The sequence below is a fragment of the Pseudomonas sp. P5_109 genome, from assembly GCF_034009455.1.
In the GTDB taxonomy this organism is placed as follows: Bacteria; Pseudomonadota; Gammaproteobacteria; order Pseudomonadales; family Pseudomonadaceae; genus Aquipseudomonas.
Window position 1 is genome coordinate 2979443 of record NZ_CP125380.1, and the last position, 15719, is coordinate 2995161.

General features: G+C 59.6%; 15 protein-coding genes. 7 read left to right on the forward strand and 8 right to left on the reverse strand.

Annotated elements, in window-relative coordinates; translation table 11 throughout:
* Positions 1-4 precede the first annotated feature (4 nt).
* Positions 5-1003 (reverse strand): GTP 3',8-cyclase MoaA, encoded by a 999-nt coding sequence (moaA, locus tag QMK54_RS13560; protein ID WP_320402724.1) that lies wholly within the window; start codon positions 1001-1003, stop codon positions 5-7.
* Between the two features lie 435 nt (positions 1004-1438).
* Here moaA and QMK54_RS13565 point away from each other — a divergent pair, with 435 nt between their 5' ends.
* Positions 1439-1600: a DUF2474 family protein gene (locus QMK54_RS13565; protein WP_110663354.1), complete on the forward strand. Its 162-nt coding sequence runs from the start codon at positions 1439-1441 to the stop codon at positions 1598-1600.
* 672 nt (positions 1601-2272) lie between these two features.
* Here the strand turns inward: QMK54_RS13565 and proS are convergent.
* Together proS and QMK54_RS13575 are read right to left on the reverse strand one after the other, a co-directional pair.
* A complete protein-coding gene (gene proS, locus QMK54_RS13570; RefSeq protein ID WP_320402725.1) occupies positions 2273-3763 on the reverse strand; it encodes a proline--tRNA ligase in 1491 nt (496 codons plus the stop codon).
* A gap of 218 nt (positions 3764-3981) precedes the next feature.
* Positions 3982-4833: a CAP domain-containing protein gene (locus QMK54_RS13575; RefSeq protein ID WP_320402726.1), complete on the reverse strand. Its 852-nt coding sequence runs from the start codon at positions 4831-4833 to the stop codon at positions 3982-3984.
* A gap of 142 nt (positions 4834-4975) precedes the next feature.
* On the opposite strand from QMK54_RS13575, the gene QMK54_RS13580 reads away from it, so the two are divergent.
* The 5 genes from QMK54_RS13580 (at position 4976) to QMK54_RS13600 (ending at position 9389) form a co-directional block, all read left to right on the forward strand.
* On the forward strand, positions 4976-5596 hold the full coding sequence (locus QMK54_RS13580; RefSeq protein WP_320402727.1) for a cell wall hydrolase: 621 nt from the start codon (positions 4976-4978) through the stop codon (positions 5594-5596).
* 198 nt (positions 5597-5794) lie between these two features.
* Entirely contained in the window at positions 5795-6772 is a 978-nt protein-coding gene (locus QMK54_RS13585) for an NAD-dependent epimerase/dehydratase family protein (RefSeq protein ID WP_223593786.1), read from the forward strand.
* Between the two features lie 48 nt (positions 6773-6820).
* Positions 6821-7561, forward strand: coding sequence for a glycosyltransferase family 2 protein (locus tag QMK54_RS13590; protein ID WP_223593783.1), 741 nt, complete (start codon positions 6821-6823; stop codon positions 7559-7561).
* Positions 7558-7836 (forward strand): lipid-A-disaccharide synthase N-terminal domain-containing protein, encoded by a 279-nt coding sequence (locus tag QMK54_RS13595; RefSeq protein ID WP_085729405.1) that lies wholly within the window; start codon positions 7558-7560, stop codon positions 7834-7836. Before QMK54_RS13590 ends, QMK54_RS13595 begins: the two co-directional genes overlap by 4 nt.
* A 2-nt stretch (positions 7837-7838) precedes the next feature.
* Entirely contained in the window at positions 7839-9389 is a 1551-nt protein-coding gene (locus QMK54_RS13600; RefSeq protein ID WP_320402728.1) for a glycosyltransferase family 39 protein, read from the forward strand.
* Positions 9390-9867: 478 nt separating this feature from the next.
* On the opposite strand, the gene ahr is transcribed toward QMK54_RS13600, so the two are convergent.
* Positions 9868-10899 carry an NADPH-dependent aldehyde reductase Ahr gene (gene ahr / locus QMK54_RS13605; RefSeq protein WP_320402729.1) on the reverse strand — a complete coding sequence of 344 codons (1032 nt, stop codon included), beginning with the start codon at positions 10897-10899 and terminating at the stop codon, positions 9868-9870.
* A gap of 199 nt (positions 10900-11098) precedes the next feature.
* On the opposite strand from ahr, the gene QMK54_RS13610 reads away from it, so the two are divergent.
* Complete coding sequence (locus QMK54_RS13610) at positions 11099-11299, forward strand: YbdD/YjiX family protein (RefSeq protein WP_007992067.1); 201 nt, start codon at positions 11099-11101, stop codon at positions 11297-11299.
* Between the two features lie 13 nt (positions 11300-11312).
* Here the strand turns inward: QMK54_RS13610 and QMK54_RS13615 are convergent, their stop codons facing one another.
* From QMK54_RS13615 to QMK54_RS13630, 4 genes are all read right to left on the reverse strand, one after another.
* On the reverse strand, positions 11313-12080 hold the full coding sequence (locus QMK54_RS13615; protein ID WP_320402730.1) for a metallophosphoesterase: 768 nt from the start codon (positions 12078-12080) through the stop codon (positions 11313-11315).
* Between the two features lie 423 nt (positions 12081-12503).
* The gene (locus tag QMK54_RS13620; RefSeq protein ID WP_110659224.1) at positions 12504-13976 is read right to left on the reverse strand and encodes an aldehyde dehydrogenase family protein; all 1473 of its coding nucleotides are present in this window, start codon (positions 13974-13976) and stop codon (positions 12504-12506) included.
* Positions 13969-14796, reverse strand: a complete 828-nt coding sequence (locus tag QMK54_RS13625) for an ABC transporter permease (protein WP_223593765.1) — start codon at positions 14794-14796, stop codon at positions 13969-13971. Before QMK54_RS13625 ends, QMK54_RS13620 begins: the two co-directional genes overlap by 8 nt.
* Before the next feature lies 1 nt (position 14797).
* Entirely contained in the window at positions 14798-15715 is a 918-nt protein-coding gene (locus QMK54_RS13630; protein WP_110659222.1) for an ABC transporter permease, read from the reverse strand.
* Positions 15716-15719: the final 4 nt, after the last annotated feature.

Below are 15719 nucleotides of genomic sequence, written 5' to 3' on the forward strand. Positions count from 1 at the left end.
GGTTTCAGCCGCCCGTCATGTTCATGAAGCGAACGACCTGAACGTCGTCGTTCACTTCGAAGTTGTGTCGATAAGGCTTGAGTTTCATGGCCTCGATAATGGCCTTTTCCAGACGCTCGGGTTGTCCGGGGTGGCTGCGCAGGACAGCCTTGAGATCCACCGAGTGCTCATTGCCCAGGCACAGCAGCAGACGTCCTTCCACGGTCAGCCGCACCCGATTGCAGGTGCCGCAAAAGTTGTGGCTGTGGGGCGAGATGAACCCCAGGCGAATCTGCGGCGCCTCGGCCAGGCGCCAGTAGCGCGACGGCCCCTGGGTCGACTCGGCGGAATCAATCAAAGTGTAGCGTTCGGCGATGCGTTCGCGGACCTGGCTGCTTGCGAAAAACGATTCGGCGCGGCTGTGCTCGTGGATGGTGCCCAACGGCATTTCCTCGATGAAGGAGATGTCGAGGTTGCGGTCGATGGCGAAGCTCACCAGATCATTGATCTCATGGTCGTTGCGGCCTTTCATTACCACGCAATTGAGCTTGGTGTTGCGAAAGCCGGCCTGGTTGGCCGCGTCGATGCCCTTGATCACCGGCGCCAGGTCACCGGTGCGGGTCAGTTCGCGAAAACGTTGCGGGTCCAGGCAGTCGAGGCTGATGTTGAGCCGCTTGACCCCGGCGTCGAACAACGGCCCGGCCAGTTTGGCCAACTGCGAACCGTTGGTGGTCATGCACAGCTCACGCAGGCCGGGCAGGGCGGCGATCTTCTCGCACAGTTGCACCACGCCCGGGCGGATCAGGGGTTCGCCCCCGGTGAGGCGGATCTTGCGGGTGCCCAGTGCGACGAAGCTTTGTGCCAGCTGAAAAATCTCTTCCAGGGTCAGTACCCGTTGGCGCGGCAGAAACTGCATGTCCTCGGCCATGCAATAGACGCAACGGAAATCGCAGCGGTCGGTGACCGACATCCGCAGATAGTCCACGCGCCTTGCAAACCCATCGATCAGGACTCGTTCTGACATGACTTTTTCTCCTGGCACCGAAAAACTTGTAGGAGCGAGCTCTGCTCGCGATGGTCGTTAACGATTACGCGCGCTTTCTGGTTAAACGCGGTGCCCTTGGGCTCATCGCGAGCAGGCTCGCTCCTACAGTTACGAATTCCGTTAATTACGGACTTGTTGAGCGCAGGCTAAGAGCAACTTTAGCGGGCGTCCAATCACTATTGATGACCGGGTGATCGACCGGCTCTATGATGAACTTTATTTTGTGATAAATGAGCCTAAAGTTATTTCAACTAATTGAAAATAAAGGTAAAAAATCGTGATGGAGTGTTTCGATAATGCTGTCATAAATAGCGATTGGACAATATTTAAACGCCATTCATATGCTTTCTCCGTCTATTCGAACAATGACCTGAATCCGGTCCAAGCCTGTGTGCATTGTCACGGAGAAGTACCATGTCTCAAGTCGACCGCTACAAACCCTACAAAGGTGCCGCCGCTGGTTGGGGCGCGCTGATCGCTGTTACCAAGAACTGGCTGGGCAGTGTGGTTGCGTTGGGGGTGGTGGCGGGGGCGTTGCGGATGTTGATGCATGCGGCCGGGATGAGTAGCCACTGACGGCAGGTCATTTCCGGTTCACTTTGAGGCGTATGTATGGATTGGGTTGGGTGGGGTGAATATCCATTTCTCTGGTAACGGCCACCTATGGTTCCGCTTTTACAGCGGGTCACTTTGGAAAAGCCCCAAAGTAACCAAAGGGCTCTTGCCCCTTTCGTTCGGTGCCTCGCCTAGGCTCGGCATGCCCTCGCTCCGGTCCTGCTCCGTGGGCCCGCCGCCATCGGCCATCCATGGCCGAGGGCAGCTAACCCGGCATCCATGCCGGGTTGCCCACTGCGCAGAACCTGCGCTCGGCCTCTCGAGGGGGCAAGAAGATCAAAAGCCAAAGCAAAAGAAAAAGCGAGGCGGCCTTACAGCCGACCTGATCGCAAATGAACTCGTTCCCTGTAGGAGCGAAGCTTGCTCGCGATGGACGTCAACGATAACGCGTACTGTCTGAATGATCGCGTTGTTCAGACGTTTTTCGCGAGCAAGTTCGAACTGCGATGAGGCACTTGCGGTCGCTATCGCCGGCAAACCGGGCTCTTAGGCAAAGCGATCACCCCCGAGTCTACGCACAGGGTTCTGGGTTTTTGGTTGATAGGCGGTGTGATTTTTTACAGCGCAGGCGGAAAGTTGGCTTCTCTGGAAACAATACAGCCCCGCAATAGCGGGGCTGTAGGTGGTCAGGGATCAATATGACTTTGCATAAAGTGCCCACGTGTTCGTTTTACGGCCGGTGAATAAACAGGTTGCGGAGATTCCAGGTTGTTTTAGCGGAATACAGCGAACGGTTGCTCCAAGTTCTCCGATAGTTTTTTCAACGTTTTCATCTTCTGTGAAGGGGGCGAGAACAAAGGCGTTAAGTTTTGCATTCTGTTTGAATCGCTCTTTGAATTCGCCCAGAGTTGTGACCGTTGTGGTGTTGTCTGACAGTTTTTTCTGTGCCATCTCCAACATGTCTTTTTGAAGGGCATTCAGTGTTTTCGAGATGTTGTTAACGAAATTTCCAACGTCAATTTTGAGAATGGTTTTGGAGTTGTTTCGACAGGAATAGGACACCGCATTTTGCTCCAGTTCCTTTATGCCAATCTCGATCCGGACAGGGACACCACGCTTGATGTGGTACCACTTTTTTTCGCCACTGTTCATGTCCCGCGAATCAACACTAGCCCGAAGGTTTTGCCCCTTCAGTTTTTTCCGACAAATCTGCTTTTGCAGTTTTTTGCAGTAGTCATGAATGGCATCTGCATTCTGTTCGTTGCGCACGATCGGGATAATGACGACCTGCGTCGGTGCCACGAGGGGCGGGAGTACTAGTCCATCATCGTCACCATGGGCCATTATCATCGCGCCGATCAGTCGCGTGGATACTCCCCAAGACGTGGTCCATGCCAGTTCTTTTATCCCTTCTTTGTTCACGAAGCGGATGTCTGAACTCTGTGCGAAGTTCTGGCCTAAAAAATGAGAAGTACCTGCTTGCAGGGCCTTGCCGTCTTGCATCATCGCTTCAATGGTATAGGTGCTGACGGCGCCTGGAAATCGTTCCCAGGAGCACTTTTCGCCCTTGATTACTGGTATGGCCAGGTGCTCGGTAGTAAAACGCTCATAGATATCCAACATCTGTAGCGTTTCGACCAAGGCCTCATCATGAGTTGCGTGAACGGTGTGACCTTCCTGCCATAGGAACTCCGATGAGCGCAGGAAAATCCGGGGACGCATTTCCCAGCGCAGTACGTTCGCCCATTGATTGATAAGCAAAGGTAGGTCCCGATAGCTTTGTACCCATCGTGAAAAGGATGCACCGATGACCGTTTCACTGGTGGGCCTGATGATCAACGGTTCTTCTAGTGTTCCTGCGGGAACAAGCGCTCCATCCGTCGACTTTTCGAGACGGTGATGGGTTACCACTGCGCACTCTTTGGCAAAGCCTTCTACATGCTCGGCTTCTTTTTGAAGAAAGGATAACGGGATCAAAAGTGGAAAATAGGCGTTTGAATGTCCTGTGTCTTTGATTTTCTTATCAAGTTCTCGTTGAATCTGCTCCCATATGCCATACCCCCAAGGACGGATAACCATGCAGCCTCGAACTGGAGAGTTCTCAGCCATTTCCGACTGTATAATCACTTGTTGATACCAGTCAGAAAAGTTTTCATTTCTTGTAGGTGATATTGCGTTTTTCATAGGGCCCTTGCTTTGAAGTCGAAATTATTATTCGAAATGGTGTCGTAAGGGGTAGGTATATTTATTGGGCTTTGAAATTTCAAGACTTCATGTGTGGTTTTTGATATTTCAGAAATTTCCTTCAGAAAGATCTTTCTTTTTGTAAAGTTACTCCGCTCTTCGACGTGTTTTTTGACCACAAACAGCCCCCAATGCAATCGCTTCGGGGGCTATGGCGCTCACTGCGCCCCAAACATCGCCGTCCAGTAAATCCCCGCATCGCTCTTCGGATCGGTCGCATACGCTGCGCCCAGTTCGCGGAACTGCGGGTTCATCAGGTTGGCGCAATGGCCGGGGCTGGTCAGCCAGCCTTCGACCACCTTGTGCGCGGTGTCCTGCCCGGCGGCGATGTTTTCGCCGATCTGCTGGAAGTTATACCCGGCCAGTTCCGCGCGGTCGCCGGGGGTGCGGCCGTCGCGGTCCTTGTGGTCGAAATAGTTGTTGTTGGCCATGGAGCGCGAGTTGCCTTCGGCGGCGCTGGCCAGCGTGGCGTTCCAGGCCAGCGCTGGTGCGGCGGCGAAGGATTGCGCGCCGCACTGGCGTGGCCGGGTGCGGGCGGTGTTGAGTTCGGTGAGCAGCTTCTGGCCTTCGGCCTGCGCGTCGCCCAGGCGTGCGCTCAACAGCGGCCGTGCGACCACGATGCGCCATTCACGGTCCTGGCGGCTGACGCCGACATCGACAAACTGTGGGTCGAGCACTATCTGGCAAAAGCTCTCCTGAATCGCTTTCATCGCCGACGCCGCATCACGAGGCCCGGACAGGCTGATGGCCTGCACGTTCTTCATCGGATAGCCGGCAGTGGCCATGGCCTGCTGCAGGTTGCCGATGCTCGGGGCGGTCAGCACCAGGCGCGGGTCGGCCGACAGCGGTGGAAGCTCCGATGAGACCTGGCCGGCACAGCGCTGCGGTTGGCTGCGGTAGACGTTGATCGATTCGATCAATTGCGCTTCGTCCGCCGCCACGGCGTTGGCGGCGAATACCAGGCCCAGTGACACGCCGGCAAAACGCATTGCGGATGAGATGAATTCCATGAAAATCCCCCTTGAGCAGATGGCACCCATGATGCGCGAAGTTGCCCCTTCTAAGACAACGGATTTATCCAGAGTGTAGTGGGGCCGGTGAAATCATTTCACTACTACACTGAATCGAATCGCTCACCGAGTGACCCCGATCATGCGCCCCGACTGGATCGCCATCTGCCTCGCCTTCACAGTGCTCGCCGGCCCGGTATTCGCAACCGATCAACAACAAAAACAGCAATCGGCCGAGAACAAGGCCGAGGTGCTGGAACACAAAGCCGCCGAGAGCAACAGCCCCGCGCCGGCGGCCAAGGCTGAAGCCATTACTCCATCCGAAGTCCAGGCCGTTGACCCGGCGGGTGCCGCGCCGCTGGACGATGCAATCACCTGCCTGGCCCGGTCGATTTACTGGGAAGCCAAGGGCAAGAATGCCGCCGACATGGAGGCGGTGGCCAACGTGGTAATGAATCGCCTGGGCCACGAAGGCTTTCCGGACACCGTGTGCAAAGTAGTCAAACAAGGCTCGGAGACCAAGAGTTGCCAGTTCTCCTGGTGGTGTGACGGCAAATCCGACTCGGTCCAGGAAGAAGTGCCTTACGCGATGGCCAAGGAAATCGCGCGCAAGGCGCTGAACAAGGAATTGCCGGATCGTACTCAGGGTGCCTTGTATTTCCATGACCGTACGGTCAAGCCGGATTGGGCCAAGGAATACATCAAGACCGTGGATATCGGCTTGTTCCGGTTTTACAAACCCCATGACGGATCGGCCAGATAGTAGCGGTGATTTCGGCCAAATATTTTATTTTTTTGAGGTCGCGCGAGGCGTTATCGAAACTGAAATGTTTCTGTTTTATAAGCTTCATCACGCAACGGTGCGCGAATGACGCGATAAGCAGGAACCAAACATGAAGCTGACGAGGGTCTGGATCAGTAATCTCGCGCCGATCACGGCGCAGTCGCCGGCGTACGCCCTATGACCGTCCTGGTCACCGGTGCGGCCGGTTTCATCGGTTTTCATACGGTCCAGCGCTTGTGCCGCGAGGGTCTGGACGTCGTCGGTATCGACAACCTCAACGACTATTACGACGTGGAACTCAAGCACGCGCGCCTCAAGGTGCTGGAGACGTTGCCGGGTTTTCGCTTCCGGAAAATGGACATCGTCGATAAACCGGCCCTGATGAGCCTGTTTCAGGAGCACGCTTTTACCGAGGTGGTACACCTGGCCGCCCAGGCCGGGGTGCGTTACTCGCTGGACAACCCGGATGTCTATGGGCAATCGAACCTGGTCGGCTTCCTCAATGTGCTGGAGGCCTGTCGGCACCATCGTCCCGAGCATCTGATCTACGCCTCGAGCAGCTCGGTGTACGGCACGAACAGCAAGCTGCCGTTCAGTGTCGAGGACCCGGTCGAACATCCCGTTTCGCTCTATGCCGCGAGCAAACGCGCCAATGAACTGCTGGCCGAAAGTTACTGCCATTTGTATGGCCTGAAAGCCAGCGGCCTGCGCTTTTTTACCGTCTATGGCCCATGGGGCCGCCCGGACATGGCGCTGTTCAAGTTTACCGAGGCCATCCTCAAAGGCCTGCCCATCGACATTTACAACCAGGGCCAGATGTCGCGGGATTTCACTTATGTCGACGACGTTGTCGAAGGCATCGCCCGGTTGCGCCCAAAGCCTCCGCTGCCGCAAGGCTTGGCTACCGGGGTCAACCGGCTCTTCAACATAGGGCGTGGCATGCCGGTGGCGTTGCTGGATTTCGTCGAGTGCCTGGAGTCCGCCCTGGACCTGCAAGCCCGACGCAACTATCTGCCGATGCAGGCCGGCGATGTGGTCAAGACCTGGGCCGATGTCTCGGCACTGGCCGAGTGGGTGGGCTTCAGCCCGCAGGTGACGCTGGAAACCGGCGTAAGTGAATTTGTGAAGTGGTATCGGCAGTTCTACCGGATTTGAAGCGTTCGCCTCTGATCTCGAATAATCAAAAAGGGCGAGAGAGACTCCATGAGCCAAGACATTTTTGTATCCGTACTGATTCCCGCCAAGAACGAAGCGAACAACCTCAAGCCATTGCTTGAGGAAATCCGCGTGGCGCTGGCTGATGAATCCTACGAAATCATCGTGGTCGACGATGGCAGCACCGACGCGACCCTGCATGAACTGCGGCAGATCCGCCACGACGGCTTGAACACCTTGCGCATCCTCCACCACGAACGGTCGCTGGGGCAGAGCACTTCGCTGTACCACGCCGCCCGTGAAGCCCGTGGGCAGTGGCTGGCGACCCTCGATGGCGACGGCCAGAACGACCCGGCGGACATCCCCGGCATGCTCGCGCTGGTGCGCGGCGAACCGGGCAAGGTCGATGTGCAACTGGTCGCCGGGCACCGGGTCAATCGCCGCGACACCGCGAGCAAACGCTACGCCTCGCGGTTCGCCAACAACCTGCGTCGGCGCTTGCTCAAGGACGCCACCCCGGACACCGGTTGCGGCCTGAAGCTGATCGAGCGCGCGGCGTTCTTGCGCCTGCCGTATTTCGACCACATGCATCGCTACATTCCGGCGCTGATCCAGCGCCACAACGGGCGCATGATCGTGCACCCGGTCAACCACCGGCCACGCACGGCCGGGGTATCGAAATACGGCAACCTTGATCGCGCGTTGGTCGGCATTCTTGACCTGATCGGTGTCTGGTGGCTGATCAAACGCACGCGCCTGAACACCACTGCCCAGGAGCTCGAAGGATGATGCTGACCCGTGAAACCCTTTGGCTGCTGGTCGGCTTTGCGGGGCAGGTTGCCTTTACCGGGCGGTTTGTCCTGCAGTGGCTGTACAGCGAGTACAAAAAACGCAGCGTGATCCCGACCAACTTCTGGTACCTGAGCATCGTCGGCAGCACCTTGTTGCTGGCCTATGCCATTTATCGCCAGGACCCGGTGTTCATCGTCGGGCAGGCCTTTGGTTCCATCGTCTATTTTCGCAACCTGCAATTGATTGCCAAAAGCAGAAGCGTAAAGGAATGAGCATGCGTAGATCGTTGTCGCCCAGGGTTGAATGCCTGGGCTTGATGCTGCTTGCCCTGTTGCTGATCGGCGCGGGCATGGGCCTGCGTCAGGCGCAGAATGTGGATGAGGAGCGCTTCCTCGGTGTCGCGCTGGAGATGCTGCAAAACGGCTCGTGGCTGATCCCGCACCGTGCCGCCGAGATCTACGGCGACAAGCCGCCGATTTTCATGTGGACGGTGGCGTTCTTCACCTGGCTGACCGGCAAACCGAACATCGCCCTTTATATCCCGGGACTGTTTTCCGCGGTGACGGTCACGGCGATGGTCTATGACCTGGGGCGTCGCCTGTGGACCCAACGTACTGGGCGCAACGCCGCGCTGTTGTACCTGGCGACGTACCAGACCTATAGCATCCTGCGCACCGGCCAGATCGACAGCTTCCTGATTCTGTTCACCTCCCTGGGTCTGTACGGTCTGGCGCGGCACCTGCTGCTTGGTCCGGCGTGGCGCTGGTTCTACGCGGGCTGCGCGGCCATGGGCATCGGCGTGATCACCAAGGGCGTGGGCTTCCTGCCGGCGCTGATGCTGATTCCGTACGCCTATGCGGTGCGCAAAGGCTGGCCCGGCGTGGTGGCCATGCCCGGTGAGGCACGCAAGTGGTTGCTGGGGCTTGCAGTCATGCTGGGTGCCATTGCGATCTGGCTGTTGCCCCTGGCCTTGTCCATCATTATCAATGGCAGTGCAGACGAAATCGCCTATGCGCGGGAGATCCTCCTGCACCAGACCGCAGGCCGCTATGCTGCGGCGTGGCATCACCGCGAACCGTTCTGGTACTTCTTCACCAACGTGATTCCGCAGTACTGGCTACCGTTGGTGCTGGTGTTGCCATGGCTGGTGCCGGCCTGGCGCCGGCAGTTGCAAAAACGCGACGGCCGGGTCCTGGTGTTGCTCGGGTGGGTGGCGCTGGTGGTACTGTTTTTCTGCTTCAGCACTGGCAAGCGCAAGCTGTACATCTACCCGGCGCTGCCTGGGCTGGTGCTGGTCGCCGCACCGTTGATCCCGTGGCTGCTCAAGCGCTGGTTCAAACGGCACCCGCGTTTGCGTCGGGCGTTCCCGGCACTGGTGGCGACCTGGTTCGCGTTGTGGTTCGCCCGTGGTTTCATCGAACCGCTCAAGGAAGGCACCAACATTGATCAGCTGCTCATGGCGCAGGCCGCGACCATGACCCAGGGTGCCGATCTGGTGCTGGTCAACTGGGAGGAGGGGCACTGGCTGTTTGCCCGACAGCCGATCGTGCATTTCGGCATGGACTATTCGACCATCGAAAAGGCCGCGCAGTACCTGCGCGAACACCCCAAGGCCTACGCACTGGTGCCGGATGAAGTGCTGAACCAGTGCTTCAAACCCGAAGCGGCCCGTGAACTGGGGGAAAACGCCCGGGCGAACTGGTCGATCGTGGGGGTGGATGCCGACAACGGCAAATGCCTGCCGCAAGAGACCGGCAAAGCCTACCGGTTCAGCTGGAACGACCCGCATATGCCATCGGCGCCAGTGCAGGCAGCCAATCCCTGAGGGGAACTGTAGGAGCCGGCTTGCCGGCGATGGACTCGAATGCGCCGTGTTTATCCAGTTCAGACGCGTTATCGTTGACGACCATCGCCAGCAAGCCGGCTCCTACAGGTGATCGCGTACTTCTCTGGGAACTGTAGGAGCCGGCTTGCCGGCGATGGACTCGAATGCGCCGTGTTTATCCAGTTCAGGCGCGTTATCGTTGACGACCATCGCCAGCAAGCCGGCTCCTATAGGTGATCGCGTACTTCCCTGGGAATTGTAGGAGCCGGCTTGCCGGCGATGGACTCGAATGCGCCGTGTTTATCCAGTTCAGACGCGTTATCGTTGACGACCATCGCCAGCGAGCCGGCTCCTACAGGTGATCGCGTACTTCCCGGGGAGCTGTAGGAGCCGGCTTGCTGGCGATGGATTCGAATGCGCCGCGTTTATCCGGTTCACACACGTTATCGTTGACGACCCTCGCCGCGTTCGTCGACTGTCACTGACTCGCGTCCAGCACCACCCGGTAGCGCGCCTTGCCGCTGCGCAAGTGATCGACGGCTTCGTTGATCCGGCTCATGGGAAACATCTCGACCTGCGGCACAATCTGATGGCGGGCGCAGAACTCCAGCATCATCGCAGTGTTGGCCGGTGAGCCGACCGGTGAGGCAGACATGACTTTCTGCTGGGGAATCAGGTTGAACACGTGCACCGGTATGGCGTCGGGCACGACGCCGACAAAGTGCAGGCGCCCCTTGCCGCGCAGGGTGGCGAGCATGGCCGTCCAGTCGAGGTTGGCGTTGGCGGTGACCAGGAGAAAGTCCAGGGTACCGGCAATGGCATTGAGCGCATCGGTGTCGGTCGAGGCGACCACCTTGTGCGCACCCAGGCGCTTGGCTTCGTCCTGTTTGCTCAGCGATGAGGTGAAGGCCGTGACGTCGCAGCCCCAGGCGTTGAGGAAGCGCAGCGCCAGGTGACCGAGACCGCCGATGCCCACCACACCGACCCGGTCGGTGGGCTTGATGCCGAATTCCACCAGCGGGTTGAACACGGTCGAGCCGGCACAGAATAACGGCCCGGCCATCGCCGGATCGAGCCCGGCCGGGATCGGCAGGGCCCAGGCCCAGTGCGAGCGAATGCGGTCGGCAAAGCCGCCGTTGCTGCCAATAATGGTCGGTTGCACGGTGCGACACAGGTTATGCGAGCCCTCGATGCACGACGTGCAATGCATGCAACTGCCCTTGTACCAACCGATGCCCACCCGTTGGCCCATTTCCAGACCGCGTACCTGGTCGCCCATCCGCACGATACGGCCGACCACCTCGTGGCCGGGAATGAACGGGTACTGGCTGATGCCCCAATCGTTGTCGATCAGCGACTGGTCGGAGTGGCAGACGCCGCAATACTCCACGGTGACTTCGACCTCATCGTTGCCCAACGGACCGGGATCGTAGCTGTAGCGCTCCAGTGGCGCGCCTGCCGCCGTGGCGGCCCAGCCGGTAAAAGTGGTGAGTTCGCTGCTGTCGCTCATGGGATACCTCCAGATCAGAAGTCAGGGGTCATGGCCGCTCGGGTGCAGCGGCGGAGCGAGGAAAGTGTAGCGGGTTGCCAGCGTTGCATCGGGCGCGAGCCTGGATACTTGAGCATACAAAGGCGCCGGATGTGGACACATTGCAGATACATGGGCGCGGTTACATGGGCCAGGTCCCACGTTCACAGAGAGATCAGCCATGTTCCGCAAACTGCAGCAGTTCGTCAGATTGTTCAGCCAGAGCGCCCGATTGATGGTCGGCGTTCCCGAATACGACAACTACGTGGCGCAAATGGCCCGCAACCGTCCGGGCGAGCCGGTCATGAGCTATGAGGTGTTTTTCCGCGAGCGCCAGGAAGCGCGATTTGGCCGGGGTAAGTGCAATACGCGGTGCTGTTGACCCGAGAGTTACCTCAGAAATCCAGATCGATGACGAAGGCCGCATCGAAATCAGGATTTTCATTGATGCCGTTCTTGGCATAGCCCCGGGGGTTGCAGACCACGCGGGTGTTGCCCACCCGATAATCGAAGCTGCCGTGGGTGTGGCCATGCAGCCACAGTGTCGGCTGCCAATGTTTGATACGTGCTTCGAGGTCCGAGACAAAGCTTGAGTTGATCGGCGAACCGGCAAAGGTCGGGCTGATGCTCGACCGGGTCGGGGCGAAATGAGAGATCACTACCGTAGGTGTGCTGTTGTCGCGGGTGAAGCAGTCTTCCAGCCAGGCGACCGTTTGCAGAAAAATCATCTGGGAAATCGCCGGCGTGAACAGGTCGGGGAAATCGGGGGCGATCCTGATGTGGCTGAAGTCTCGGATCAGTTGGGTCGCCAGGTCGATGCCCAGCGCCCGATCCTCCGGGCTGTCGAGCAGACGGTAGTCGGACCACAAGGTGCAGCCGAGAAAACGTACGCCATCGTGGACGTACTCCGAACGTTCCAGAACGTGGATCCGGGTGCCTTGCGCCAGGCTGTTCAACTGTTTGTAGGTGGAGACCAGGTCGCTGCCATAAAACTCGTGATTGCCCGCCACGTACAACAGTGGAACCGGACACGCACTGGCCCACTCGATGGCGTTGGCCGGCCGGGCGATGTCCCCGGCGAGCACGACGATATCGGCCTCCACGGCGGGGAAAGGGACCGCGTTGACGGACAGGTGCATGTCGGACAGCAAGGCGATGCGCATTGATCAACTCCGGCGTGTCTTGAAGGGCAGACCGTTCAAATTACCCGTTGATAACCCGTTGTCACAAGCCTGCTCCCACAGTTTGATCTTTCAGTGATGCCAATCCTGCGACCGGCCACAATCCCTGTGGGAGCGGGCTTGCTCGCGAAGAGGCCGGCACATCCAACAGAGATGTTGGCAGACCCACCGCTTTCGCGGGCAAGCCCGCTCCCACAGTTTTGATCTTCAGTGAATGCCAATCCTGCGGCCGGCCACAATCCCTGTGGGAGCGGGCTTGCCCGCGAAAGCGGTGGGTCAGGCGCCATTCATTCTGGATGTGATGGCCCCATCGCTGGCAAGCCAACTCCTACAGGTTTGCTGGCATCGCTTTTGTAGGAGCCGGCTTGCTGGCGATGCAGGCGCCACGGTCTGCCAGACAGGCCTTTACTTCAAGTACCACCCCCAAGGCTGGTCACTGACGTACTCAGTCACCTGCTTGACTTCCAGGTAATTGTGCAGCCCCCATTGCCCCAGCTCCCGGCCGATGCCGCTATGTTTCATGCCGCCCCAGGGCGCTTCGACGAAGGTCGGTTGCGAGCAGTTGACCCAGACGATCCCGGCGCGCAGTTGGTTGGCGACCCGGGCGGTGCGTTGCAGGTCCGCGCTCATCACCGCAGCAGCCAGGCCGAACCGGCTGGCGTTGGCCATTTGCACCGCTTGTTCTTCGGTCTTGAAGCGCTTGATGCACAGCACCGGGCCGAACACTTCCTCGCGCCACAGAATGCTGCTGTGCCCCGGCTCATCGAAAATCGCCGGCTCGACAAAGTAACCTTCGCGCAAGTGCGCCGGGCGTCGTCCGCCGGTGAGCAAGCGGGCGCCGCTGGCCAGGCCTTGGTCGATGAAACCGAGCACCTTGTCGTACTGGCCCTGGCTGACCAGCGGACCGAGCAGAACCCCGGGCTGCATACCGGGGCCGATGCTGATCTTGCGGGTTTCTTCCACCAACCGCTCGATCAGGCGCGGGGCGATGCTTTCCTGCACCAGCAGGCGTGAGGTGGCGCTGCACACCTGGCCCTGGTTCCAGAAAATCCCGAACAGAATCCACTCCACGGCGGCCTCGACATCAGCATCATCAAACACGATGAAGGCCGACTTTCCGCCCAGTTCAAGGCTGATGTTCTTGATGTCCCGCGCCGCCGCCGACATGATTTTCGCCCCGGTGGGCACGCTGCCGGTGAAGGCCAGCTTGTCCACGCCCGGGTGTTCTGTGAGCGGGCTGCCGGCGTCAGCGCCAAGGCCGGTGATCACGTTCAACACCCCGGCCGGCAAGCCGATACGATCGGCGGCAGCCGCCAGTTCCAGGGCGGTCAGCGGCGTCAATTCGGACGGTTTCAACACCACCGTGGCCCCGGCGGCCAAGGCTGGCGCCACCTTCCACGCGGCCATCAGCAGCGGGTAGTTCCAGGGGATGATCTGTCCGGCCACGCCAATCGGTTCGTGGCGGATGCGGCAACGGAAACGCTCATCCGGCAAGGCCAGCGGCTGATCCTGCTGCTGGTCCAGATCGCGGGCCAGACCGGCGTAGTAACGGAAGCAGGCGATGGCATCGCCGATGTCCCACTGCGCCTCTGGCAAGGGTTTGCCGTTGTCGCGCACTTCCAGTTCCGAGAGTGCCTGTTTGCCGGTTTCCAGTTCATCGGCCAATGCCTCCAGCCACTGCGCGCGCTCGGCGCCGCTGGTCTGGCCCCAGCCATTGTCGAAGGCGCGACGGGCCGCACGCACGGCATGATCGACGTCTTCTTCAGTGCCGGCCGCCACCCGGTGGAAGACCTGTTCGGTCGCGGGGTCGATCACGTCCAGATAGCCACCCAGGTCCGGGCTGACCCATTCGCCGTTGATGTAGAGCTGATCACGCATGGTGCGACTCCTGGACGCCGGTGCGGCGGTTTTGCAGATGGCGGGAAGTGAACAGCAGGGCCAGCGACACGCAGATGATCACCGTGGAAATCGCGTTGATCTCCGGCGTCACGCCGCGGCGGATGGAGGAAAAGATGTAGATTGGCAGCGTCGTTTCGGAGCCGGCGACGAAAAACGCGATGATGAAATCGTCGAAGCTGAAGGTGAAGGCCAGCAGGAACCCGGCCATGATCGCCGGGCTGATCTGCGGCAGGGTCACCCGCCAGAAGGTGTCCATCGGTGGCGCGTACAGGTCCGCCGAGGCTTCCAGCAGGGCCTTGTCCAGCGAATCGACGCGGCTGCCCACGATCACCATGACCAGGGCCATGGTAAACAGCGAGTGCGCGGCGATCACCGTGAAGAACCCCATGTTCAACTTCGGCACCGTCGGCAGCCAGCTTGCCAGCAGCGGATTGATCAGGTCGAACAGGCTGATAAAGGCGATCAGTGTCGAGATGCCGATGACGATGCCCGGCACGATGATCGCGCAATAGGTCAGTGCATCGAACAGCAGGCGCACTTTGGCGCCACAGCGCTGCAAACCGAACACCGCGAGGGTGCCGAACAACGTGGCAATCACCGCCGAACTGAAAGCGATCAGCGCACTGTTGCCCAGGGCTTCCATGATGAACGGGTTGCCGAACGCGGTGCCGAACCATTGCACCGAGCAGCACTGGAACGCCAGGCCACTGCGCCCGGCGTTGAAGCTGAACAGCACGATCAAGGCAATCGGCGCATAGAGGAACAGGTACAGCGAAGTCGAATAGCTGCGCAGCCACATGTCACAGGCCTCCGTCGGCAGGGCGGCCGCCGTAGCGCGCCACCAGTTTCAAGTACACGCCGATGATCAGCAGCATCATCGCCACCAGCGTCATGGCCAGCGCACTGCCGAACGGCCAGTTGCGCGATTGCAGGAACAGGTCGACCAGCGCGTTGCCGACAAAGAACACCTTGCCGCCGCCGAGAATGGCCGGGATCAGGAACTCGCCCATCAGCAGGATGAACACCAGCATTACCCCGGTGATGATCCCCGGCGCGGACAACGGCAAGGTGATCCGGCGGAAGCTTTCGAAGGCGCTGGCACCCAGGTCCGCCGAGGCTTCGAGCAGGCGCTTGTCGAGTTTTTCCAGGCTGACGTAGATCGGGAACACCATCAGCGGCAGGTAGCCGTAGACGATGCCGATCAGCACCGCCCACGGCGTGTTGATCAATCGCACATCCTCCAGACCCAGGCTGGCCAGCAGCGCCGGGATGCCTTTGCCGCTGAGGATGAAAATCCACGCATAGGTGCGGATCAGGAAACTGGTCCAGAACGGCACGATCACCAGCGTCAGCAGCAGCGAGCGATTCCTGCTGACCTTGACCGCAAGAAAGTACGCCAGCGGATACGCCGCCACCAGGCATACCAGGGTGCCCAGCGGCGCGAGCATCAGCGTGTTGCTGAACGCCGCGCCGCGAGAGCCGAGGTTCAGGTAGTTGGCCAGGGTGAAGCCACCGGCGTAACCACCCACGGCGCTGCGCTCGCCGAAACTGAAAACCATGATGATCACCAGCGGCATCAACAACAGCAGCAGGAACCACAGGGTCGAAGGCAAGAGCATCAGCAGGGTGATGCGTCGGCCGAGGCTGCGCCGCTGGCGAACCTCGACCGCCAGGGCATGGCCCGGCTGCACCGTTTGCGGGTGGGCGGCGGCATTCATGGGT

Coding starts and splice junctions, on each gene's coding strand:
- moaA (WP_320402724.1), bottom strand. CDS start 1,003: ATGTCAGAACGAGTCCTGATCGATGGGTTTGCAAGGCGCGTGGACTAT.
- QMK54_RS13565 (WP_110663354.1), top strand. CDS start 1,439: ATGTCTCAAGTCGACCGCTACAAACCCTACAAAGGTGCCGCCGCTGGT.
- proS (WP_320402725.1), bottom strand. CDS start 3,763: ATGAAAAACGCAATATCACCTACAAGAAATGAAAACTTTTCTGACTGG.
- QMK54_RS13575 (WP_320402726.1), bottom strand. CDS start 4,833: ATGGAATTCATCTCATCCGCAATGCGTTTTGCCGGCGTGTCACTGGGC.
- QMK54_RS13580 (WP_320402727.1), top strand. CDS start 4,976: ATGCGCCCCGACTGGATCGCCATCTGCCTCGCCTTCACAGTGCTCGCC.
- QMK54_RS13585 (WP_223593786.1), top strand. CDS start 5,795: ATGACCGTCCTGGTCACCGGTGCGGCCGGTTTCATCGGTTTTCATACG.
- QMK54_RS13590 (WP_223593783.1), top strand. CDS start 6,821: ATGAGCCAAGACATTTTTGTATCCGTACTGATTCCCGCCAAGAACGAA.
- QMK54_RS13595 (WP_085729405.1), top strand. CDS start 7,558: ATGATGCTGACCCGTGAAACCCTTTGGCTGCTGGTCGGCTTTGCGGGG.
- QMK54_RS13600 (WP_320402728.1), top strand. CDS start 7,839: ATGCGTAGATCGTTGTCGCCCAGGGTTGAATGCCTGGGCTTGATGCTG.
- ahr (WP_320402729.1), bottom strand. CDS start 10,899: ATGAGCGACAGCAGCGAACTCACCACTTTTACCGGCTGGGCCGCCACG.
- QMK54_RS13610 (WP_007992067.1), top strand. CDS start 11,099: ATGTTCCGCAAACTGCAGCAGTTCGTCAGATTGTTCAGCCAGAGCGCC.
- QMK54_RS13615 (WP_320402730.1), bottom strand. CDS start 12,080: ATGCGCATCGCCTTGCTGTCCGACATGCACCTGTCCGTCAACGCGGTC.
- QMK54_RS13620 (WP_110659224.1), bottom strand. CDS start 13,976: ATGCGTGATCAGCTCTACATCAACGGCGAATGGGTCAGCCCGGACCTG.
- QMK54_RS13625 (WP_223593765.1), bottom strand. CDS start 14,796: ATGTGGCTGCGCAGCTATTCGACTTCGCTGTACCTGTTCCTCTATGCG.
- QMK54_RS13630 (WP_110659222.1), bottom strand. CDS start 15,715: ATGAATGCCGCCGCCCACCCGCAAACGGTGCAGCCGGGCCATGCCCTG.